The following is a 21761-nucleotide window of genomic DNA, read 5'->3' as shown; positions in this document are numbered from 1 at the left end:
CACGGGCACAGGGCGTGCGGAACACGAAAGACGCTGTCAGGCCTGATCGGGATTGGCAAATGTGCGACGTCCCCAGACAAACAGCGCGGTCAGACTGGGATAGATACCGATTGTCAGCGCTGCCTGAAAGAGGCCGGGTACAGGAGAAAGGAGCGCCAGGGCATGCAGGCATACGAGCGCCCACTGGAAAAAGGAGGCAAGGGCGGCAAAAACACTGAAGATCAGCCAGCCCGCGATGAAGCCCAGACGCGACAGGCCATAACGCCAGTGATGCGCCACACCGTAGATCACCAGCAGGGACAGCAGCACGGTTCCCGGCGGCCCGAAGCTGAAGATCTCCACCACCAGTCCGCACAGGAAAACGGCCAGCGCCGGCATGGAGCGCGGACGGCTGAAGGTCCAGAACCAGACCGTACACATCGCGATCCCGAACTGGAGCTGCGCCTGTCCGGGGATCCCGAACGGCGCGGACAGCAGGATCGCGGAAAACACGATGAACAGAGAGGGCATAGCCGTTCGGGCCACCCTGTCGAGCGCACGGCGGAAAGTCTGTTTCGGCTCGACGGCGGAATGCAGATGCGGCGTGGAGTTTTCGGCGACCATGGCGCTTACTGCCCTCCCCGTCCCGACATGTCCGACAGGCTGGGCAGCCATGAGAACGGCAGGGGACCAGTCAGAGGGTTCTGGGGCTGCTTCTTCACGCGCACGCGTCCGGGGGCATCCGGGGCTTGCGAATCGTCATCGCCGTAATCGAACACGCGGACGATATCCAGCCGGTCCAGATCCGCATCCGGCACCACAACCGGCCGGTTGGGCGCACTGTAATGGACCGTGCCCACAGGCAGCCCCGCCGGCATCGTGCTCTGGCCGCGGGTTTCCACGCGCTCGCCTTCAACAGGATGATGGTCCTGCGGATAGAAAATCAGGCGCGGCGATGCCGTATCATCCCCGGCCATGATCGCATCGCCATGCGAGCTTCCGAGCGTAACGGGAATGCGGCTCGCGTCGTCATTGATCATCAGGACGCGGACCGTATGGGGCCCGACCTCCGTGACACGCCCCAGCAACCCCGCGGCATCCAGCGCGACATCCCCGACCCGGACATCATGCCCGCTGCCCACGTCCAGCAGAACGGCGCGGGAATAGGGGCCGCCATCGTCGCGCGTCACCCGACCGGTCACATACTGGGGCACCGTCTCGGGGATCCAGTGCAGACTTTTCTTGAGGCGGCCATTTTCCGCCGCGAGCGCCACGGCAACATCATACCAGTGCCGCAGGGCACGGTTTTCGTCCCGCAGACGGGCATTTTCCCTCGCCAGATCCGTTGCGCCGCGCAGATCCGTCAACCAGACTTTTACCCGCTCCTGCGGCCAGACCAGTCCATGATAGGCCGGTGCCATGAAATCCGTCGCCATCAGACGCACCCCGTCAACGGCAGGACGACGAACCAGTCCGAGAAGGACAAGCCCGACCGCCAGCAGAATCAGGAGAGGCAGGACCGCCTTTGCAAGCACCTGCCGGGCATGGATGGATAACATCCGGCGTCAGCCAAGTCCTCAGTACATGCTGCTCAAAACACTGCGCAGACGACGCATTTCCTCAAGCGCCCGTCCCGTTCCGAGGGCCACACAGGACAGGGCGTTCTCCGCAACCGTCACGGGCAGACCGGTATACAGACGCAGCACTTCGTCCAGACGATACAGCAGCGCGCCGCCACCGGACAGGACGATGCCCTTGTCCACGATGTCGGCAGCCAGTTCGGGTGGCGTGTTCTCAAGCGCGGTCGTCACGGCATCAACGATCTGCATGACAGGTTCAGCCAGACTCTCGGCAATCTGGGCCTGGCTGACGATCACTTCGCGCGGCACACCGTTGATGAGGTCACGACCCTTGATTTCCGTCAGCGGACCGTCGGGGTTCGCGGGATCATCCGGCATCATGGCCGAGCCGAGTTCGATCTTGATACGCTCTGCCGAACTCTCGCCGACCAGAAGATTATAGGTCTTGCGGATATAGGAGATGATGGCTTCATCCATCTTGTCCCCACCCACGCGCGCCGAACGCGCATAGACGATGCCGCCAAGCGAAATCACGGCCACTTCCGTCGTGCCGCCACCGATATCCACGATCATGCTGCCCGAAGGTTCCGTGACCGGAAGGCCCGCGCCGATGGCTGCCGCCATGGGCTCCTCGATCAGCATCACCTTGCGCGCACCCGCGCTCTCGGCACTTTCCTGAATTGCGCGGCGTTCCACCGCTGTAGCGCCGGAGGGCACGCAGATGATGATCTGCGGGCTGGCGAAAGCGCGGCGATTATGAACCTTGCGGATGAAATGCTTGATCATTTCTTCCGCGACTTCGAAATCCGCGATCACACCATCGCGCAGCGGACGGATGGCCGTGATGTTTCCAGGCGTACGGCCGACCATCTGCTTGGCTTCGTTACCAACCGCAAGAACCTGTTTCTTGCCACGCACTTCGGCAATCGCCACAACCGAGGGTTCATCGAGGACAATACCACGCCCCTTGACATAAACGAGCGTGTTGGCAGTGCCGAGGTCGATGGCCATGTCGGCAGACATGAGACCCAGCAGACGAGAGAACATCCAAAACTCCTGGCGCGGCTCTGTGTGGGGGACAGATGGCGGATCGTGATTGCGGGGCGGCTCCCCGCGGGTGGACTTAACCAGACACGACAGGTTCAGCAAGGCCCGGAGTGTCAATATAATGCGCCTGATCTTAATGACCCCATCTTAATGAATCGTACAGATCCCATCGGTGACATGGAAAAAAATAATCGTGCGCCCCGATCCTGCCACCCTTCCGTCACGTTCTATGTATCTAGATTCGATAAACCGTTCCCGCGTGCCGGTCGTCGGACTGTGGAGCGGAATGTCAAACAGGATATTTTGTCATGAAAACCTTCACAACACCCCGCTTTCTGGCAGCTCTGGCGCTTTGCGGTGTGGCCCTTACAGGCTGTGGCAGCCCGTATGACAGTGGCGCACGCGCCGGATCGGGCGCCCTGATCGGCGGTGCCGGCGGCGCGGCCATTGGCGCGCTGGCCGGCGGCGGCACAGGTGCGGCCATCGGGGCACTTGCCGGAGCAGGCACAGGTGCGGCAGTTGGTGCAGCGACAACGCCCAACCGCCCACGCAACGGATATTGAGCTATAAGCAGCGCTCTCTTCCGTTAAAGACGATCAAGGATTCGGACTATGAGGACCGCTTTTTCCCATTCTGCCCTGCGCGGTACGGCGCTGGTCGGAGCATTCACCACGATCATGGCTCTGGGGGGATGTGAAGGGAATTATAACCCAGGCTCGCGCGCACTGGGAGGCGGCCTTCTGGGTGGTGGCGCCGGCGCGGCCATCGGCGCTCTCGCCGGCGGTGGCCGTGGCGCGGCCATCGGCGCTTTGGCGGGCGGCGTTCTGGGCGCGGGCGCGGGCGCGATCACCACGCCCAACCGTCCTGGCTATCAGAGCGGTTATGTCAACGGCCAGCAGCAGGGCTATTACAACGGCCAGCAAGGCGCCTATCAGCGGCAGCAGGGGCAGTACATGCAGCCCCAGTACCAGTGCCCGCCCAACACGAACTGCCAGTGTCCGGCCAACAGCGGATATTCCCAGCAGGGTGGCTATCAGCAGCAGCCGGCCCAGAACTATCAGGGCGGTTACGGTTACTGAGACCTGACGTCTGAAACCATCGGTCTCAGATCATTCTCAGACCGATGATCGCCAGGAGGATGCCCACAAACCATCTCTGTGCATCCTCCGGCAGACGTCCCGCCAGCAGCGTCCCAAGCAGAATGCCCGGAATAGACCCCGTGAGCAGCTCCACCAGCACAACGGTATCAACCGCGCCCTGAAGCCAGTGCCCGCCACCGGCCAGAAGCGCCAGCGGAACAGCATGAGCGATATCCGTCGCCACGAGTTCCCTCGTACTCACCCGTGGATAAAGCACCGTCAGCGCCGCCATTCCGATGGCCCCTGCCCCCACCGACGAGAGCGTCACCAGCGTGCCCAGTACGACACCCAGAAAAACCGTCAGCGCATCGACCGTCCGTGGGCGGAGTGTCCCCGCAGCGACGGACCATGCCTGCAACCATGGCTTGAACAGGATGGCGGGAACCGTCAGCAGGAGCGCCACGCCCAGCACTTCGGTAATCAGCTTTGAGACAAACGGACTCGGACCGAAGTGACGCAGAAAAATCAGGCACAGGAATCCTGCGGGGAGGCTGCCGGCCATCTGAATAAAAACGATTCTCCATCGTACAACATCATGATGACGATTAAGAAGCGTGCCGAAGATCTTGGTGATGGCGGCATAAAGAAGATCCGTCCCCACAGCTAACTGAGGTTTGACGCCAAAAAGCAGGATCAGCAGCGGTGTCATCAGGGAACCGCCGCCCACACCGGTCATTCCCACCAGAAAACCAACCAGCAGTCCTGAAAGCGTATAAAGCCATGAATGCGGCATGACGATCCCTTATTCCACAGATAAGGGGACCATACCGATCGTTATATGTTTGTCTACTTCTTATATAAACTATTATATTTAGTTGTTTATATCCGCATAAAAAAACAGGCATGCAGGTCTCCCCGCATGCCTGTTTCGTGAAAGAGCCCCGTTCCTAAGGATCAGGACAGCGCTTCGGGCTCCGTCCGCTCACGCTTGGTCAGCAGCTTGTTCAGCGCATGGATATAGGCGCGGACAGCAGACACCACCGTATCGGCATCAGCCCCCTGCCCGTCCACGAGCTTGCCGTTTTCCTGCAAACGGACCGTCGTGCGCGCCTGGGCATCCGTGCCTTCGGTGACATTGGCGACCGAGAACAGCGCCAGTTCGGCCGTATGCGGGAATGCTTCGCCAATGGCGCGGAAAGCCGCATCGACCGGTCCGTTGCCGCTGACGGCCGCATACTGGATGGCGCCATCGACGCTGATTTCGAGCTTGGCGTGGGATTTCTGCTTCGTGCCGGACGCCAGCTCCAGCGAAATCAGATGGACCCGCTCGTGATCGCGGCTCTCATCATCAACGAGCGCGCGGATATCGTCATCGAACACGACCTTCTTGCTGTCGGCCAGATCCTTGAAACGCGCGAAGGCGGCGTTCAGGGCCTCGTCCTCCAGCGGCGGGTAGCCGAGCTGCGCCAGCTTGTCACGGAACGCCGCGCGGCCGGAATGCTTGCCCATGACCAGCGAGGTCTTGTTCCAGCCCACGCTCTCCGGCGTCATGATTTCGTAGGTCGCGGCGTTTTTCAGGATCCCGTCCTGATGGATACCACTTTCATGCGCGAATGCATTACGTCCGACGATGGCCTTGTTCGGCTGCACGTCAAAACCCGTGATCGTCGCCAGCATACGGGACATGCCCAGCAGCTTCGTCGTCTCGATCCCGGTCGTCTTGCCGTACTGGTCGTGACGGGTCCGCAGAGCCATGACGATTTCTTCAAGCGCCGCATTGCCCGCGCGTTCGCCGATGCCGTTGATCGTGCATTCGATCTGACGGGCGCCACCTTCGACAGAGGCCAGCGTGTTGGCGACGCCGAGACCCAGATCGTTGTGGTTATGCGCGGAGAAAATCACCTGATCCGCACCCGGCACGCGCTCACGCAGCATGGTGAAGATCGCGCGCATTTCTTCCGGTGTGGCAAAGCCGACCGTATCGGGGATGTTGATCGTGTTCGCGCCATTGCGGATCGCCATTTCGACGCAACGGCACAGAAAATCGGGATCGGTTCGCGAACCGTCTTCGGCCGACCATTCCACATCATCCGTGTACTGCCGGGCCTTCTGGTTGCCCGAGGCAATAATGTCCAGAACCGTCTCCGGCTCCATCCGCAGCTTGTATTTCATGTGCAGCGGAGATGTGGAAATAAAGTTGTGAATACGCGGACGCTCAGCTTTCTTCAGCGCCTCGCCACAGGATTCGATATCGCGCTTGCCGCCACTACGGGCCAGACCGCAGATCACCGATCCACGAACGTCCTCGGCAATCCGGCGGACGCTCTCGAAATCGCCTTCGGACGCCACGGGGAACCCGGCCTCGATCACGTCCACACCCAGAGCACTCAGCGCATGGGCCATGCGGAGCTTCTCTTCGAGGTTCATCGAAAAGCCGGGGGACTGCTCGCCGTCGCGCAGCGTGGTATCGAAAATGATGACGCGGTCGTCGGCGACGCTACCGAAGGACGGGTGATGGAAAGTCATGATGGAGATCGTCTCGTCTGGTTCAGGGTGGCTTTCGGTCTGTTATCCCCTGAACGCAACGGAGCGCTGTCCGCCTAGAATAAGGCGTTCAGGGGCCGATAAGTCGAAGCGAGAGGATCGAAAGAAACGTCATGGCTGCGTTCAATGACCGATTCTTGCGCCATGCGCAACCCGCATGAACATAAAGCCTCCAATGCAAAAACATTGGGTCAGCCTGTCATGACGCCCACATTCGTTGCAAAATAACGGTCTATGGCCGTTTTCATTGCGCTGGCGACCTGGGTACGATGTACGGCGTGACGCAGGGCCGCTTCGTCCAGCCGGTTGGACATGAAACCCATCTCCACCAGAACGGAGGGGATCTCCGAGGATTTCAGAACCACGAACGCCGCATGGCGGGCCGGATGGGTCAGTAGCCCGATTCTGTTTCGGAACGAGTTCACTACGCTGGCTGCCATATGTGCGGAACCCCGGCGTGTCTCTTCCGAGACGAGGCTTGCCAGAATCTGCTGTACATCCGGCGACATGCCGTGAAAGGCGGGTCCGGCGAAGCGGTCCGCGCTGTTCTCCGTCCGTGCGAGAGACGCCGTCTGGGCGTCGGATGCCCCGCCTGACAGTGTATAGACGCTTGCGCCCCGTACATTCCTGTCATGCAGAGCGTCGGCATGCATGGAAATAAAGAGATGGGCCTGATGTCGCTGCGCCATTTCGACGCGCCCCTCCAGCGGAATGAAACGGTCTTCAGAGCGCGTCATCGCCACCCGGTAACGCCCCGAGGCCAGAAGCTGACGGCTCAGTTCCGAGGCTGCGGCTTCGGCAATATGTTTTTCATAGGTGCCGGAAATCCCGATCGCCCCCGGGTCTTTGCCTCCATGCCCAGGATCCAGCATCACCAGTGGTTTCGGAGGGGCTGCCCCTTTATGAATGGCCGGCGCATGAAGTTTTGCATGTGTCGCGTGGCGGGCCAGGGCAGTCCGGGGCGCCAGAAGGGAAGCACCCGACACACCAGCGCAGAAACCGCTGCTCAGGGCGCTGGTCAATGTACGTCGCGTCAGCATTGTCTGTGTCCCGATCCGTGCGATGAATGGCAGAAGCGATCATACAGCATCAGACCCTGTCAGGAACATGGCACAGACGTCCCGAAAACCGCCTTTCCCAATGCCGTGAAGGCGCAGGACGCCGGGATGGGAAATGGCACGCTTGCCACAGGCAGCGCTTTCGGTCATCCTGCGACGCAGGGACATGTAAAAGTACGGTCCGACCGGCCACGGGCTCAAGCCTTTCCCGTGCCGCTCCCGCCTTTTCCTGTTCCCGTCATGACGTCCCGTCGTTTGACAGATGCGCGAGTTGCCTTCCTCACGCTGTCCTGACCGGATCGAAGTGACGATCAAAGGACTCCGGTATGGCCCTCAGGGTCGTCCGGACAAGGTTTTTCATCCGGCTCCAGACTCTGGACCGGCCGTCTGTTCAGGGGACGAATGTCACTCAGCGTGCTTGCAGCGAACGACCTCACCGGAACGGGACCCAACGTGTCCCGCCGCTGTGCGTTCGGACTGCGCCGTTCCCTCCACCCCACACGATCTGACGTTCCACCCGGCCAAGGCAGCCATTGTGGAGCGTCGTGGAGTTCAGTATTCCATGACCAAGCGTATGCTCATCGACACCACACATGCGGAAGAAACGCGTGTTGTGGTCATGGATGGTGACCGCGTCGAAGATTACGACGTCGAGACATCGACCAAGAAGCAGCTCAAGGGCAATATCTATCTTGCCAAGGTCATTCGCGTAGAGCCGAGCCTTCAGGCCGCTTTCGTTGAATATGGCGGCAATCGCCACGGCTTCCTTGCCTTCAGCGAAATCCATCCCGACTATTTCCAGATCCCTGTCGCAGACCGCGAAAAGCTCCTCGCGCTCCAGGAAGAGGAAATCGCCGAGCGCGGTGAGTCTTCCGATGATGCCGAGACCGAAACGGTTGCCGAAGACGGCGAGGACGGCGACAACCAGGACCGTCGCGCCCCCGAGACCGTCGGCGGCGAGCACGACACGGGTGAGGAGAGCGCGTCATCGCGCCGCACGGCCCGTTTCCTGCGCAATTACAAGATCCAGGAAGTCATCCGCCGTCGTCAGGTACTGCTGGTGCAGGTCGTCAAGGAAGAGCGTGGCAACAAGGGCGCGGCCCTGACCACCTATATCTCCCTCGCCGGCCGCTACTGTGTCCTGATGCCAAACGCCCTGCGTGGCGGTGGCGTCTCGCGCAAGATCACGTCCGATTCCGACCGCCGCCGCCTGCGCGACGTGATCGCGGAGCTGGATCTGCCGAAATCCATGGCGATGATTGTTCGTACCGCCGGCGCAGGCCGTCCGGCCGCGGAAGTGACACGCGACTGCGAATATCTCCTCCAGCTCTGGGACGACATCCGCTCCCACGCCCTGTCCTCGGTTGCGCCGACGCTGGTCTATGAGGAAGCAAGCCTCATCAAGCGCGTCATCCGTGACCTGTATTCCAAGGACATCGAAGACATCCTGGTGGATGGTGAAGCGGCCTGGAAGAGCGCGCGCGAGTTCATGCGCCTGCTGATGCCAAGCAACGCCAACAAGGTGAAGCTCTGGCAGAACCGTGGCCAGAGCCTGTTCGCACGCTATAATGTCGAAGGCCATCTGGACGCAATGTTCTCGCCGACGGCCCGTCTGCCTTCGGGAGGCTATCTGGTCATCAACCAGACCGAAGCCCTTGTGGCCGTGGACGTGAACTCCGGCAAGTCCACTTCACAGCGCAATATCGAGGAAACGGCCCTGCGCACGAACCTCGAAGCCGCCGAGGAAGTCGCCCGTCAGCTTCGTCTGCGCGATCTGGCCGGCCTGGTCGTGATCGATTTCATCGACATGGAAAGCCGCCGTCACAACGCTCAGGTGGAGAAGCGCCTCAAGGAAGCCCTGCGCTCCGACCGGGCCCGCATCCAGGTCGGGCATATCTCGCATTTCGGCCTGCTCGAAATGTCCCGTCAGCGTCTGCGACCATCCATCGCCGAAGCCGTACTGACGCCCTGCCCCCACTGTCAGGGCACGGGTTTCATCCGGGGCACGGAAAGCTCGGCCCTGCACGTCCTGCGCGCCATCGACGAGGAAGGCGCGCGTCAGCGTTCGGCCGAGATCGAAGTGCATGTGGGCTCCGACATCGCGCTCTACATCCTCAATCACAAGCGCTCCTGGCTGGCCGATATCGAACGCCATCACCGCATGCAGGTGATCTTCCGCACCGAAGAGAACCTGGCCGCCACCGACATGCGCATTGAACGCCTGAAGCCCCAGACCGCCGCGCCCGAGCGGACTGTGGAACGGGCCCCTGAGACGGTGCGTACGATCGAAATCGTCGAGGAGCAGGCCCCCCTGGCCCTGCGATCGGAGACTCCGGTTGTCGATGCGGAAATCATCGAAGATGTCGGGCCTTCAGAGAGCGACGAAGAGGGCAATGGCGGTCGCCGTCGGCGCCGTCGGCGCCGTCGGGGCGGCCGGCGCGAACAGACTGGTGACATGCAGTCCGCCGACGCACATCAGGAGCACGACGCGCCCGTTCACGAGGAACGCGAGCCTGCGACAGCCGACCCCGCCGAAGAAAACGGCATCATCCCCGGTCGGCGCCGCACCCGCTTCAAGCGCGTGGTTCGCGAGACGGAAGGTGACGGCATGTCGTCCGCAGAGCCAGTTTCCGAAGACCGTCACGTGGCACAGCCGCGCTCCAGCGCTTCCGCAGAACGTTCGCCACGCCGCCGTGAGGAACGCGACGAGCGTCCCGTCACCCGTCGTTACACTGGTCCGACCCCCGCTGATCCGTTCGGCGGCAGCTTTGATATCTTCGATGTGATTGAACAGGCGGAGTTCGAAGGAACGACGCAGGCTTTGCAAACCGGTATCAGCGTGCCTGCGGAAATCGAGATCGAACAGACACCCGTTATCGAAACGGCGGTCGTGACGGAAGAACCGGCTGCCGAAGAGGCTCTCAAGCCCCGCCGGGGTCGGGGTCGTCGTCCGGCACGGGTGAAGACATCTGAAGCCACTCCTGCCGAGACAGCAGTGGAAACTCCGGTCGTCGAAGCCAGCCCTGCATCTTCTTCCAGCGAAGCGGAAGCAGTGGAAGAGGCTCCGAAACCGCGCCGCACACGGACACGCCGCGCCTCCAAGGCCAAGGCTGAGGACGCTGTGGCTCCTGTCGTTGAGCCTGCCCTCGAGGCTCCATCCACTCCTGCGGAAGTCATCGCCGAAGAAACGGTCGCGGAGGAGGCTCCCAAGCCAAAGCGGACCAGGGCCCGTCGGACGGCCAAGGCCAAGCCCGAGGCAGCCACGGCCGATGATGGCAATGTTCTGCAGCCGGTCAATATCGATGAAATCGCGCCGCCGAAGCGTCGCGTGGGCTGGTGGAAGCGCTGATTGCTCAGCGTTTTCCTCTTTCATGAAAAGGGCCGGTCGGGATATTCCGACCGGCCCTTTTTATTCGGTGTTACAATGCCTGACTAACGGCAGACGCTCTGTGCCCCTGTTGCTGCGATATAGGTCCCGGTTAGAGGCTGGAAGCAGGCATTGCGCGGACAGGAACTCGTGCTCGCCAGACTTTGCGGATAGACGGCCGCACCTGTCCGGGCCTGTTCCTGAAGCGCACTTCCGCAAAGCGGCGTGTCCAGGGGAGCGGATGGGTCATTGAACAGCTTTTTCTTCCCGTCCTCCGGGGTTTCGTCCACCAGTCCCGGTGCAAAATCCTGCGGCGGGATCTTCGCGTGAGTAACAGGACCGGCAGTACGCACGGGGCGCGCGGGCTGCTGGGCGCAGGCTGCAAGAATTGGCAGGGCAACGAGACTCAACCAGAACGAACGCATGCAGACTCCGGATCACAGATCAGGTGGATGAAAGATTTACAATCCAAGATCGCCCTGCGGCGACAGGCTGTCCAGTCTTGCCCCACGATCACCGTCAGCGAAAGACAGAACGACACGATCCGCAACGGGACGGGCCTCGGCACTCGTGACGGGCTGCCCGTTCACATCCTGCACGAGGACATAGCCGCGACTGAGAATGGCGCGGGGCGAGACGGCTTCAAGATGACTGCCCAGCCCCTGAAGCCGGGCCCGCTGGAGGCGGATGGCACTTCTGAGGATATCGGGCGACAGGCGCTGGCGTTCAGTCCGGAGCTGGAAAATCTGAAGCGCGCGCTGCCAGGCCGTATCCAGTTCGCCCGAAAGCAGACGCAGGGCAGCCCGGCGACGCTCGATCAGCAGTTCCGGACTGGGAAGATGGGTCGTCGGCGCCGTCAGGCGGGCACGGGCGCGGCTGACGAGAAGCTCTGGCGCGGGCAGACGCAGAACCTGCAACCGCGCGCGACTGCGCCCGATCAGAAGCTCCGGCGATGGCAGGTGCATTCCCGGCGCATCGAGCCTGTTGCGGGCGCGCATGACGAAGGACGGAAGCGCCAGATCGAGCCGCTGGCCACGATCGTCCAGACGCATCCGGGCGGAATCCAGCAGCCCGGGCAGATCCGGCAGACGGGCGGTGGCCTGATCCAGCCGGGCGCGGGCCGTCTGGATGATACGGGTAAGCGCACCCGTCAGCCGCGCATTGCGGTGCGCCATATCCGCGATCATTTCCGAGCGCAGGGGCACAGCCATTTCAGCGGCAGCGGTCGGTGTGGGGGCGCGGCGGTCCGAGACGAGGTCGATCAGCGTCGTGTCGGTTTCATGTCCGACAGCGGAAATAATCGGCACCGGGCAATTCGCCACGGCACGCAGGACGCGCTCGTCATTGAACGCCATCAGGTCTTCAAGAGAGCCACCGCCACGCGCGACGATCAGTACATCCGGCGCGCGCGGACGACGGACGGACATGCCTTCGATGGCCGCAGCGATCTGCGCGGCCGCGCCTTCACCCTGCACCGGAACTGGCCAGAGCAGCACATCCCGCGGGAAGCGTCGGCTGATCGTCGTGATGATGTCGTGCAGCACCGCACCGGAGCGCGACGTGATGACACCCACGAGAGACGGCAGAAACGGGATAACTTTTTTGCGCTCGGGCTCGAACAGACCCTCTTCCAGAAGCTTGCGACGCAGTCGCTCGATATTGGCGAGCAGAGCCCCCTCGCCCGCGAACTCCATGCGGTCGATGACAAGCTGGTAGCTGGAGCGCTCACCGTAGGCCGAGACACGTCCGGTCGCGATGACCTCGTTGCCGTTCTCGGGCGCCATACCGAGGCGTGAGACACTGCCCCGCCAGATCACACCGGCAATTTTTCCGCCTTCATCTTTGAGCGACAGATAGACATGCCCGGACGGATAACGCTTGAGTTCCGTGACCTCACCGCGCACACGCACGCGGCCGAATCCGCTCTCCAGCGTGCGTTTGATCGCCCCGGAAATCTCGGAAACCGAATATTGCGGAACATTCCCGCGGATCGACGCGCCATCACTCTCCATCATGCCGCCAGTCTATGCTACGCACGCCGTCAAACGAAGCCCATGAGTGCAGAATAAAGGATAAGCGGAATGCGCGTTTTGCTGGTCGGGTCCGGAGGGCGTGAACATGCCCTGGCTACATGTCTTGCGCGCTCGCCGAGCCTGACTGCCCTTTATGCGGCTCCGGGCAATCCCGGCATGGCGTCCGTTGCGACGCTCGTTCCGCTGAAAGCCGATGACGTTCCAGGTCTGGTCCGGTTCGCGCAGGAGCAGAAGATCGACCTGATCGTGCCCGGTCCGGAAGCGCCGCTGGTGGCCGGTCTGGCGGATGCCTGCGCCGAAGCCGGTATTCCGTGCGCCGGCCCGACAAGGGCTGCGGCCCTGCTGGAAGGCAGCAAGGCGTTTACGAAGGACGTGGCGGACGCGGCCGACATTCCGACGGCACGCTGGGAACGCTTTGAAGACGAAGCTCCGGCCATCGAGTTCGTGCGTCGTCGCGGCGCGCCCATCGTCATCAAGGCAGATGGTCTGGCCGGGGGCAAGGGCGTCGTCGTAGCCCAGAGCGTGGAAGAAGCCGAAGACGCCATTCGCAGGCTCGGCATGCCGCTCGTGATCGAGGAGTGTCTGGTGGGCGAGGAAGTCTCACTCTTCGCGTTCTGCTCGGATGACAAGGCTGTTCTGATCGGTGCGGCGCGCGATCACAAGCGTCTCGGAGACGGCGATACCGGCCCGAACACCGGCGGCATGGGCGCGATCTCGCCCCCCCCGGCTTTCGGGCGCGAGATGCAGGAAAAGGCGCTCGACATCATGGTCCGCCCGATGCTGACCGAAATGCTCCGTCGTGGCACGCCATTCCGGGGCGTGATCTTTGCCGGACTGATGCTGACGAGCGAAGGGCCGAAGCTGATCGAATACAATGTCCGTTTCGGTGACCCGGAAGCGCAGGCCCTGCTGATCCGCCTGAAATCAGACCTGCTGCCGATCCTCGCCGCACTGGCGCAGGGCAGTCTCGAACATGCGGCCGCAGAATTCTCCGATGAACACTCGATCTCGCTGGTACTGGCCGCCAACGGCTATCCGGATTCCCCGAAAAAAGGTGGCCGCATCAGCGGGATTGAACGGGCCGAAGCAGTCCCGGGTGTTTCGGTGTTCCATGCGGGCACGAAACTGGTGGATGGCGTTCTGGTCGCGGATGGCGGTCGTGTCCTGACGGTCTGCGCGAAGGCCGCCACGCCCGAAGAGGCCCGGAAGCTGGCCTATGAAGGCGCGTCCGCAATCCAGTGGGACGACAAGATCTTCCGCAGCGATATCGGACTGTGACGCATGGACCGGCACTGCTGGCCCAGAAGATCTACCGGGACACCGAAGCCTTGTATGCAAGGCTTGCTCCCGAAATGGGACAGGCTGCGCTGGGCTACCGTATTCTCTACGGTCCCCCGCGCCCCTGTCCCGATATTCTTTTCATCGGCTTCCAGCCGGGTGGGCGCACTCAGGATGCGCTGGACGGTTTTGCCGAAGGTCAGCATACCTCATGACCATCCCGGTTTGAATTTGCAGCAGCGCCGTGGCCGCTGGCGCGCGCAATCCGCAAAATCTTCAGCGTCGAAGATCTGGACCGATGCACCGGGATAAATCTTGTTTTCTTTCGTGCGTCTTCAATGGCTACTTGGCAACAGATTACACGTCCAGTCCGCAAAGAGCTTGAACGCTTCTCACTGGAGAAATGCGAAGCAATTGCGAAGGCCCTGTGCCCCCGCATAATCCTCGTCATTGGTCTTGGGACTTTTGAGGTTTTGGCCCAAGGGCTGCCGGTTTTGCGAAAAAAGCATTCGCGCCGGCCGGATGTGCTCGCTCGGGAAGGGCAGATCTGGGGCTTTCCGGCCATTGGCGTGGCACATCTCACAGGCAGCCGCATCAACCGTCATGATGCCGACAGGCTGGCCGCTTTTCTTCGGGACAAAACCGGTTTTCAAGCAAACCCTGTGTCACTGCACCCAGACATGTGAAAAGAGCATGTGGCTCAGAAGCGTCGAGTAATAGTTTCCAAGCCGTTTTGAGACGAAATCCACGGTGCGCATCTGGATCATGGGCGCGCCCGGCATCTGGTCCATGATGGCACGTCCCGCATCCTGCCAGATCGGGGCGGCTTTTGCCGGGTCCGTCTGGGCCTTCGCCTGTTCGAACAGGGCCTGGACGTGCTGGTCGCAGAACCCTGTGTAGTTTGGCGAGACCGCCGAGTTCGGGTGGTAGTTATCACAACCGAACAGATCGTCGAGGAAAGTCGAAGCAGAGGGATAGTCCGCGAACCAGTACGACAGGGCGATCTGGACGTGGTTTGCGGTGTTCTGTTCGTAGGACGCCGCAAGACCGGCTGTAATCGGCCGAAGCTGCGCGTTCAGCCCGGCAGATTGCAGGGCATTGCGCAGATAGGTTCCCATCCCGAGTTCCATGGCCCGGTTCGGCACCACCAGCGTCACGGACGCGCCTTCGGCCCCTGCCTCCCGGATCAGGCGGCGCGCGCGCTCCACATCCTGGGGGCAGTCCAGCCCCAGATCGGCACCGGGAATACCGTGCGGCACCATCTGGCACAGCGGTTCCGCGATCGCGCTGCCTCCAAACAGGATCGTCATGGCATGCCTGCTGACAGCCATACTGACGGCGCGACGCACACGCACATCCGTAAACGGTTTTTCATGCGTGTTCATCGACAGATAGTACAGGCCCAGCAACGGCTCGATATGGACCTGGGACGTGTAACTCGCGCCCAGTTCTCCCAGCCGGTCGGAAGGCTTGGCGTCCAGCATCCAGTCATAACGCCCCTGCTCGACCGCCGTGATCTGCGCTTCGTCCGACAGGCCGAAATCGTATTCGATGCGATCCACGAAGCCGTCGGTCTGGGCCTGGGGGTTCCAGACGTGGAAGTACGGATTGCGCTCCAGAACCATCCCGTGTCCCGGGTCATACTGCGTGATGCGATACGGCCCGGTCCCGGGAACCGTTGTGCCGCCCATATCATGAACCGGGGTTGAAGCCGGCAGAATCACGGCGTGCGGGAATGCGAGCTTGTAGAGGAATTCGCCATCCGGCTTCGTCAGATGAAAGACGATCTCGCCGGTTTCCGGATTCCCTTCAACGCCGGGCAGCGTGCAGCGGTCTGGCTTGGCCAGACAGTCCCCGGCCCCTTCGATGCCGCCATAGAACGAGGCGGCAGTCGGGCTCCCGGCACGATAGATCCGGCGGAAAGAAGCCACCACGTCTTCGACACGCACCGGAGCCCCGTTTGAAAAATGCAGCCCGGACCGCAGATGCAGGCGCCATGTCAGCCCGTCCGCGCTGATCTGCGGCAGGGCATCGGCAAGGTCCGGCACGACCTCCAGACCCGCTGTGCCCCGTGCCAGACGGAAGGTCAGCAGCGGGTCGTACATGTTGACGAACACCTGCATGTACTGGGTGCCGTAATTGATCTGCGGGTCCAGCGTCCCGCCCGGACCATCCGCCGTCAGATGCAGCGTGCCTCCGCGATGGGGGCTGCCGAGCGTGATGCCGTTCCAGTCAGGCGGGGTCTGCTCTCCGGCAAGTGCCTGAGAAGCGCCAAGCCCCAGAAACAGCCCCGCCGCAAGACGCACCGCCCTCCGCGTCATTCAGCGCCGCTTCGCCAGTTCACGCAGACGCGCGATCAGCGCCTCGGCGTTGCCGTCAGCCGGAATGGTGCCGGCATACCGCGCATTCGGGTCCATGATGACGATCTGCGGCGCGGGAACGAAATGGTCCCCCTCCTTCTGGAGCGGCGCATGATATTCGGCCGTCATGGCCTTGATCATGTTCGGCGTGCCCGTGAACGGCATGACATGCGGCGCAACGGGAAGGACATATTCCTTGAGCGAATCAGCCTCGTCGAACGGATTGAGCGACACGGCCAGCGGCGAAACGCGGATGCCTTCGGGTCGCAGCGTGACCAGCGCCTGCTCCATGCTCTTCAGCACGGGCTTGCACTTTTCCTCGGGGCAGTTGGCATCGAAGAACCAGACGAGCATCCAGGTGTTGTGGAAATCGCCTTCAGTGACGGTGCTCTCACCCAGCGAGTCCAGACGAAAGCTGCCGCCGACCTCATTGCCGTTGGACTGGACCAGAAGGCCCGGACCACCATTGGACGCCAGATGAAAGCCGACATATCCCAGAACGGCCGCCACGGCGAGAACGCCCCAGATGATGCGATTGCCGACCCGCTTGCGGCGTTCGTGATTGGTCTGCATGACCTTCCTGTCTTTAATGTGCGTCAGCCCAGCTTGGGCCGATACCGGTTTCTACTTCAAGGGCCACGTCAAGTTTGGCGGCTCCTTCCATTTCCGTGCGAACGAAATCCGCCAGCGCCTTTGCATCCTGCTCCTCGACTTCGAAGAGCAGTTCATCATGCACCTGAAGAACCATTTTCGCCTTCAGCCCCGTGGCTGGCAGACGCCGCGCCAGATGGACCATGGCACGCTTGATGATATCCGCCGCCCCGCCCTGAAGCGGTGCGTTGATGGCCTGCCGCTCGGCATAGGCACGACGGGCACCGTTCTTCTCGGTAATACCCGGCACATAGCAGCGGCGCCCGAACGGCGTCGTGACATAACCGTATTTCTTCGCCTCTTCCTTGGTCCGTTCCATATAGGCACGGATGCCGGGATAGCGGGCGAAATAGGCGTCGATATAGGACCGCGCCTCACCTGCCGAAATCTGAAGCTGCTGTGCCAGACCAAAGGCTGAAATGCCGTAAATGATGCCGAAATTGATAGCCTTGGCCCGGCGACGTGTCAGCGGGTCCATGCCTTCAAGCGGAATACCGAACACTTCGGACGCCGTGCGGGCATGAATGTCCTGCCCCAGACGGAATGCCTCAAGCAGCGGTTCGATCTTCGCGACATGCGCCAGAAGACGCAGTTCGATCTGACTGTAATCCGCCGAGAGCAGAACGCAGCCGGGGGCCGCGATGAACGCCTTGCGGATGCGCGCGCCTTCTTCGGTGCGAATGGGAATGTTCTGAAGATTCGGCTCGTTGGAAGACAGGCGGCCCGTCGTGGTGATGGCCATCTGGAAAGACGTATGAACCCGCTGCGTGTCCTGATCCATCTGCTGGACCAGCGCATCGGCATAGGTGGATTTCAGCTTGGCCAACTGACGCCAGGCCAGGATCTTCTGGGGCAGCTCGTGCCCCTGCTCGGCCAGCGTTTCCAGAACCCCGGAATCCGTGCCCCAGCTTCCGCTTTTCGTCCGCTTGCCGCCGGGCAGGCCCATTTCATCGAACAGGATTTCGCCAAGCTGCTTGGGCGAACCAACATTGAAGCTCCGCCCCACCTGTTCATGGATGTCCTGCTCGATCGTCGCCATACGCTCGGCAAAATCAACGGACATGCGGCGCAGTTCGGTCGCATCCACCTTGATGCCGACATCTTCCATATCCGTCAGGATCCGGCTCAGCGGACGCTCGATTTCCTCATACAGCGCCAGTGCCTGACGGGTGCGCAACTGCGGACGAAGCACCTGCCACAGACGGAACGTCACATCCGCGTCCTCGGCGGCATAAGCGGTCGCGGTATCAATCGCCACCTGCGCGAACGGAATGCGCTTACGCCCCGTCCCCGTCACGGAATCATAGGTGACGGGTGTATGCCCCAGATGCAGTTCCGACAGTTCATCCATGCCCTGCCCGTGCTCACCGGCGGACTGGGCGTAGGACATCAGCATCGTATCGTCGATGGGTGTGATCTCGGGAACGCCCGCACCGCGAAAGACGGTCAGGTCATATTTCGCGTTCTGAAACACCTTCAGGACGGAGGCATCCTGCAACAGCGGCTTCAGACGCTCCAGCGCCTCGGTACGATCCATCTGGCGGACGGCGGCTTCTCCGATCGAATCTTCTTCTAAAAGGTCGCGAACGGTCTCGTGCAGGAACGGCACATAGCAGGCTTTCCCCGGCGCAACCGACAACGACAGCCCCACCATATTGGCCTGACGCGCATTGAGACTGTCCGTCTCGGTATCGACGGCCACCACACCCGCGGCCCGGGCCTCCGCGATCCAGCGATCCAGCGCGTCCATGTCCGTCACAGTCTCATACGGACCATAAGAAGCGTCGGGGATCGTGACGGCCGCAGCCTCATCCCGTTCTGTTGCCTTGTCCTCGGGCCGGACGATCTGGCGCGTGAACGGACGCGGTTTGGCGGCCAGACCAAGGCCCATGCGCTGGATAGTGGAATGGAAGCCCATTTCTTCCAGCCAGTCCCGCAGCGTCTCGCGCACGGGCTCGCGACATCCCAGTTCGCTGATCGGCTGCGGCATCGGCGCGTTATCGTCCAGCAGCACCAGCCTGCGGGACATGCGCGCAGCATCGGCATGTTCGATCAGATTGTCGCGCCGCTTGGAGGCTTTCATGCCGGGGGCTGCGGCGAGGATCTGCTCCAGCGTGCCGTATTCGTTGACGAGTTGCGCCGCGCCCTTCGGACCGATACCGGGAACGCCGGGAACATTGTCCGTCGAATCTCCCATCAGCGCCTGCACATCCACGACCTGATCGGGCCGCACGCCGAACTTGGCCTCGACCTCGGCCTCGCGGATCGGCTTCTGCTTCATCGGGTCCATCAGTTCGACGCCGGGGCGCACAAGCTGCATCAGATCTTTGTCGGACGAAATAATGGTGCAGCATCCGCCCGCTTCCACGGCCGCTTTGGCATAGGCGGCGAGCAGGTCATCCGCCTCCCAGCCCTCAAGCTCGATCGAGGGCACATTGAAGGCAGCCGTGGCCTCGCGGATCAGACCGAACTGCGGGCGCAGGTCTTCCGGGGCTTCCGGACGGTGCGCCTTGTACTGAGGGTAGATCTCGTTGCGGAACGTCACGCGGCCAGCATCGAAAATCACGGCCAGATGCGTGCCCACATGGTCCCGCAGCAGACGCGACAGCATGTTCGTAAAGCCATAAACCGCATTGACCGGCACGCCCTGCGGGCTGCTCATCGGCGGCAGGGCATGGAACGCGCGGAAGATGAAACCAGATCCGTCGATCAGGACCAGATGGGGCTTTCCCGAATCAGGCTTTTCTGGCTGCACGAATGTCTCCCTTCTCGCCCCGAAGGAGCGGACGTTCTAAAATCCGCGCGATGATAGGCTCATTCCCTTCCGTTTCAAACCGCCTCGCGCGTCTTTCCTGCACAGTGCTCTGCCTGCTGGCACTCCAGGGCTGCACGGCGCCACATAGGGCGGACCTGCATCCAACGCCGCAGGAAACGGCCCTGATCCCGCCGACGCTGACACTCGACATGTCGGACGGCGCCCATATTCCGCTACGCCTCTATCCGGCCACCACACCAAAACCGCGCGGCATCATTCTTGCCCTGCATGGATACGGCGACAGCCGGGACGCGTGGGAGCTCGCTGCCCCGACCTTCACCTCCGCAGGGTTCACACTCGCCGCCCCTGACATTCGCGGTTTCGGACAGACAGCGGACCGGGGCGGATGGAGCAGCACGGCAAGGCTGGTGCGGGACGCCCGCGAACAGGTGCTCTGGCTGCACGCCCGTTATCCCGACACCTCCATTCACGTCATGGGGGAAAGCATGGGGGGCGCCATAGCCTTGCTGCTGGCCACAACAGACACGCCCCATATCAGCAGCACGATCCTGCTTGCCCCTGCGGCGCTCGATATCGGTCAGCCCTGGGAGAGCATTCTGAGGGGCATGGATATACTGGCCCCGCACTGGAAACTCGACGGATCGGCCGTGCCCGGTCACCGGGTTGCAAGCGACAACATCAAGGCCCTGCGCCGGATGTATTTTGATCCTCTCACCCTGCACAGTTCAACAATCCACCCGCTCTATGGCCTGACCCTGCTGATGCGGGCCGCCTATGACGCCGCTCCCAGCGTCCGAACGCCACTGCTCATTGTCTTTGGTGGCCATGACCAGTTTGTCCTGCCGCCTTTCACGGCGCGCCTGCTCCGGAAACTCCCGCACGATACCCGGATCGACGAACTGCCCGGCGCGCATCATCTTCTTAGCCGGGATCACCGGGGAGCCGCACAGGATGTCATTGCATGGCTGACAGAATCAGGCCGACTCCTGCCATCGGGAGGCGATATCGCTGCCGCCGCATGGCAGGCCACCGTCCAGACCGGAATTTTTCCATGACCTTCTCCCGATCATCCACCCGAGCAGCGGAACTTTCAAAAAGAGGGCTGGCAATCTTTCGCCGAAGCAGTTATCTGAACCCACATGGACCTGTAGCTCAGCTGGATAGAGCGTTGCCCTCCGAAGGCAAAGGTCACGCGTTCGAATCGCGTCAGGTCCACCAAATTTCCCTGTTTTTCAGAGACTTAAGATTTCATGGGCGTCCAGCCGTGACCCGCGAGGCTTGCCCTGCCGACGGGGCGTCCGCTCGCCGCTCTCGCGTTCCCGACGCAGCCAGCGGATCGCCGTCGAAATCCCAACACCGAACCGCGCCGCAATCGAACGGGCTGACGCTCCCCCAGTTCCGGCTTCCAGAACCCGCTCCCGAAGATCATCACTCAATGCCCATGCCATCACCGTCTCCATCAAGGAAAACGGTGAATCACAAGACGCCTTCAGTGTCACCTCTCGATCCGGAGTTCAGTGAACCGCTCTAGCCGAAAGTAAGCGCGAAGCACGATATTTTTGATTCTTATCAAGATAAAGAGCGTTCTGATCTTGCAATATTACGCCGCCTATTGGTCGTGACAGGCCTATCTGAGGACGCTTCATGATGATAAAGTATTCGCAGATTGTTCCTGTAGGACTGGTAGGTATTGTTCGGGGATAGCATGGATAGAATGCTTGGACGTATCGTAGCAATTTTATTTATGCTTTCTTCTATTTTCTGCGCGCAGGCTGACGATGGACTGGTTGTTCGAGGTTACAATACTACTCAAATCAAAAATACGGTCGAAGAGATTTTCCATTTTCAATATGGCCGGCAGATTCCGCGCTGGAACAGCAAGGTTTGCACACAATTCATAGGGGTTCCGCGCGAATTTTCCGGTTATTTTGGTCGTTATTTGGCGCAGAAATTCCATGTATTTGGGATAGCCACGACCCAAAAGTGCACTCTGCCAAACTTGTATATTC

The 21761-nt window shown here is 61.6% G+C and carries 19 protein-coding genes, 1 tRNA gene and 2 pseudogenes; 9 read left to right on the top strand and 13 right to left on the bottom strand.

Going from position 1 to position 21761, the window contains the following annotated elements; genetic code table 11:
• Positions 1-36: 36 nt before the first annotated feature.
• The 3 genes from GFJ39_RS06775 to GFJ39_RS06765 are packed head-to-tail and all read right to left on the bottom strand — an operon-like array spanning position 37 to position 2606.
• Entirely contained in the window at positions 37-603 is a 567-nt protein-coding gene (locus GFJ39_RS06775) for a hypothetical protein (protein WP_153430621.1), read from the bottom strand.
• 5 nt (positions 604-608) lie between these two features.
• Positions 609-1538 (bottom strand): rod shape-determining protein MreC, encoded by a 930-nt coding sequence (mreC, locus tag GFJ39_RS06770; protein ID WP_153430620.1) that lies wholly within the window; start codon positions 1536-1538, stop codon positions 609-611.
• A gap of 18 nt (positions 1539-1556) precedes the next feature.
• The gene (locus GFJ39_RS06765) at positions 1557-2606 is read right to left on the bottom strand and encodes a rod shape-determining protein (RefSeq protein ID WP_011253257.1); all 1050 of its coding nucleotides are present in this window, start codon (positions 2604-2606) and stop codon (positions 1557-1559) included.
• A 308-nt stretch (positions 2607-2914) separates the two neighbouring features.
• On the opposite strand from GFJ39_RS06765, the gene GFJ39_RS06760 reads away from it, so the two are divergent.
• Positions 2915-3169 carry a hypothetical protein gene (locus GFJ39_RS06760; protein WP_011253256.1) on the top strand — a complete coding sequence of 85 codons (255 nt, stop codon included), beginning with the start codon at positions 2915-2917 and terminating at the stop codon, positions 3167-3169.
• 48 nt (positions 3170-3217) lie between these two features.
• Complete coding sequence (locus GFJ39_RS06755; protein ID WP_153430619.1) at positions 3218-3685, top strand: hypothetical protein; 468 nt, start codon at positions 3218-3220, stop codon at positions 3683-3685.
• Positions 3686-3710: 25 nt separating this feature from the next.
• Here GFJ39_RS06755 and GFJ39_RS06750 read toward each other — a convergent pair whose 3' ends face one another.
• The 4 genes from GFJ39_RS06750 to GFJ39_RS06735 all read right to left on the bottom strand — a co-directional run bounded on the left by GFJ39_RS06750 (position 3711) and on the right by GFJ39_RS06735 (position 7455).
• Positions 3711-4478, bottom strand: a complete 768-nt coding sequence (locus GFJ39_RS06750; protein WP_153430618.1) for a sulfite exporter TauE/SafE family protein — start codon at positions 4476-4478, stop codon at positions 3711-3713.
• Positions 4479-4639: 161 nt separating this feature from the next.
• On the bottom strand, positions 4640-6211 hold the full coding sequence (locus GFJ39_RS06745; protein ID WP_153430617.1) for a 2-isopropylmalate synthase: 1572 nt from the start codon (positions 6209-6211) through the stop codon (positions 4640-4642).
• 209 nt (positions 6212-6420) lie between these two features.
• Positions 6421-7269, bottom strand: coding sequence for an N-acetylmuramoyl-L-alanine amidase family protein (locus tag GFJ39_RS06740; RefSeq protein WP_153430616.1), 849 nt, complete (start codon positions 7267-7269; stop codon positions 6421-6423).
• A 39-nt stretch (positions 7270-7308) separates the two neighbouring features.
• Positions 7309-7455, bottom strand: a complete 147-nt coding sequence (locus GFJ39_RS06735) for a hypothetical protein (protein ID WP_153430615.1) — start codon at positions 7453-7455, stop codon at positions 7309-7311.
• A gap of 394 nt (positions 7456-7849) precedes the next feature.
• Here GFJ39_RS06735 and GFJ39_RS06730 point away from each other — a divergent pair, with 394 nt between their 5' ends.
• Complete coding sequence (locus GFJ39_RS06730) at positions 7850-10636, top strand: Rne/Rng family ribonuclease (protein ID WP_153430614.1); 2787 nt, start codon at positions 7850-7852, stop codon at positions 10634-10636.
• Between the two features lie 83 nt (positions 10637-10719).
• Here the strand turns inward: GFJ39_RS06730 and GFJ39_RS06725 are convergent, their stop codons facing one another.
• Entirely contained in the window at positions 10720-11079 is a 360-nt protein-coding gene (locus GFJ39_RS06725) for a hypothetical protein (protein WP_153430613.1), read from the bottom strand.
• A 36-nt stretch (positions 11080-11115) separates the two neighbouring features.
• On the bottom strand, positions 11116-12669 hold the full coding sequence (gene xseA / locus GFJ39_RS06720; RefSeq protein ID WP_153430612.1) for an exodeoxyribonuclease VII large subunit: 1554 nt from the start codon (positions 12667-12669) through the stop codon (positions 11116-11118).
• A gap of 66 nt (positions 12670-12735) precedes the next feature.
• On the opposite strand from xseA, the gene purD reads away from it, so the two are divergent.
• From purD to GFJ39_RS06705, 3 genes are all read left to right on the top strand, one after another.
• Positions 12736-13965, top strand: a complete 1230-nt coding sequence (gene purD, locus GFJ39_RS06715) for a phosphoribosylamine--glycine ligase (protein WP_153430611.1) — start codon at positions 12736-12738, stop codon at positions 13963-13965.
• Positions 13962-14180 carry a hypothetical protein gene (locus GFJ39_RS06710; RefSeq protein ID WP_153430610.1) on the top strand — a complete coding sequence of 73 codons (219 nt, stop codon included), beginning with the start codon at positions 13962-13964 and terminating at the stop codon, positions 14178-14180. Before purD ends, GFJ39_RS06710 begins: the two co-directional genes overlap by 4 nt.
• Positions 14181-14303: 123 nt before the next feature.
• Entirely contained in the window at positions 14304-14651 is a 348-nt protein-coding gene (locus GFJ39_RS06705; RefSeq protein WP_153430609.1) for a beta/alpha barrel domain-containing protein, read from the top strand.
• On the opposite strand, the gene GFJ39_RS06700 is transcribed toward GFJ39_RS06705, so the two are convergent.
• The 3 genes from GFJ39_RS06700 to polA are packed head-to-tail and all read right to left on the bottom strand — an operon-like array spanning position 14631 to position 19731.
• Positions 14631-16286 carry an ABC transporter substrate-binding protein gene (locus tag GFJ39_RS06700; RefSeq protein ID WP_153430608.1) on the bottom strand — a complete coding sequence of 552 codons (1656 nt, stop codon included), beginning with the start codon at positions 16284-16286 and terminating at the stop codon, positions 14631-14633. The genes GFJ39_RS06705 and GFJ39_RS06700 overlap by 21 nt on opposite strands.
• Complete coding sequence (locus tag GFJ39_RS06695; RefSeq protein ID WP_153430607.1) at positions 16287-16898, bottom strand: SCO family protein; 612 nt, start codon at positions 16896-16898, stop codon at positions 16287-16289.
• 13 nt (positions 16899-16911) lie between these two features.
• The gene (gene polA / locus GFJ39_RS06690; protein ID WP_325062859.1) at positions 16912-19731 is read right to left on the bottom strand and encodes a DNA polymerase I; all 2820 of its coding nucleotides are present in this window, start codon (positions 19729-19731) and stop codon (positions 16912-16914) included.
• A gap of 50 nt (positions 19732-19781) precedes the next feature.
• On the opposite strand from polA, the gene GFJ39_RS06685 reads away from it, so the two are divergent.
• The gene (locus GFJ39_RS06685; RefSeq protein ID WP_153430606.1) at positions 19782-20807 is read left to right on the top strand and encodes an alpha/beta hydrolase; all 1026 of its coding nucleotides are present in this window, start codon (positions 19782-19784) and stop codon (positions 20805-20807) included.
• 86 nt (positions 20808-20893) lie between these two features.
• A tRNA-Arg gene (locus tag GFJ39_RS06680) sits at positions 20894-20970 on the top strand.
• Positions 20971-20999: 29 nt separating this feature from the next.
• Here the strand turns inward: GFJ39_RS06680 and GFJ39_RS06675 are convergent.
• Positions 21000-21200, bottom strand: a pseudogene (locus GFJ39_RS06675) (IS630 transposase-related protein); the annotation flags it as partial.
• Positions 21201-21466: 266 nt separating this feature from the next.
• Between GFJ39_RS06675 and GFJ39_RS06670 the strand changes: the two are divergent.
• Positions 21467-21761: pseudogene (locus tag GFJ39_RS06670) on the top strand (hypothetical protein); the annotation flags it as partial.

This window comes from Gluconobacter aidae (assembly GCF_009547075.1).
In the GTDB taxonomy this organism is placed as follows: domain Bacteria; phylum Pseudomonadota; class Alphaproteobacteria; order Acetobacterales; family Acetobacteraceae; genus Gluconobacter; species Gluconobacter aidae.
Note: the sequence above shows the minus strand (reverse complement) of the source record. Positions and strands in the feature narration are given on the sequence as shown.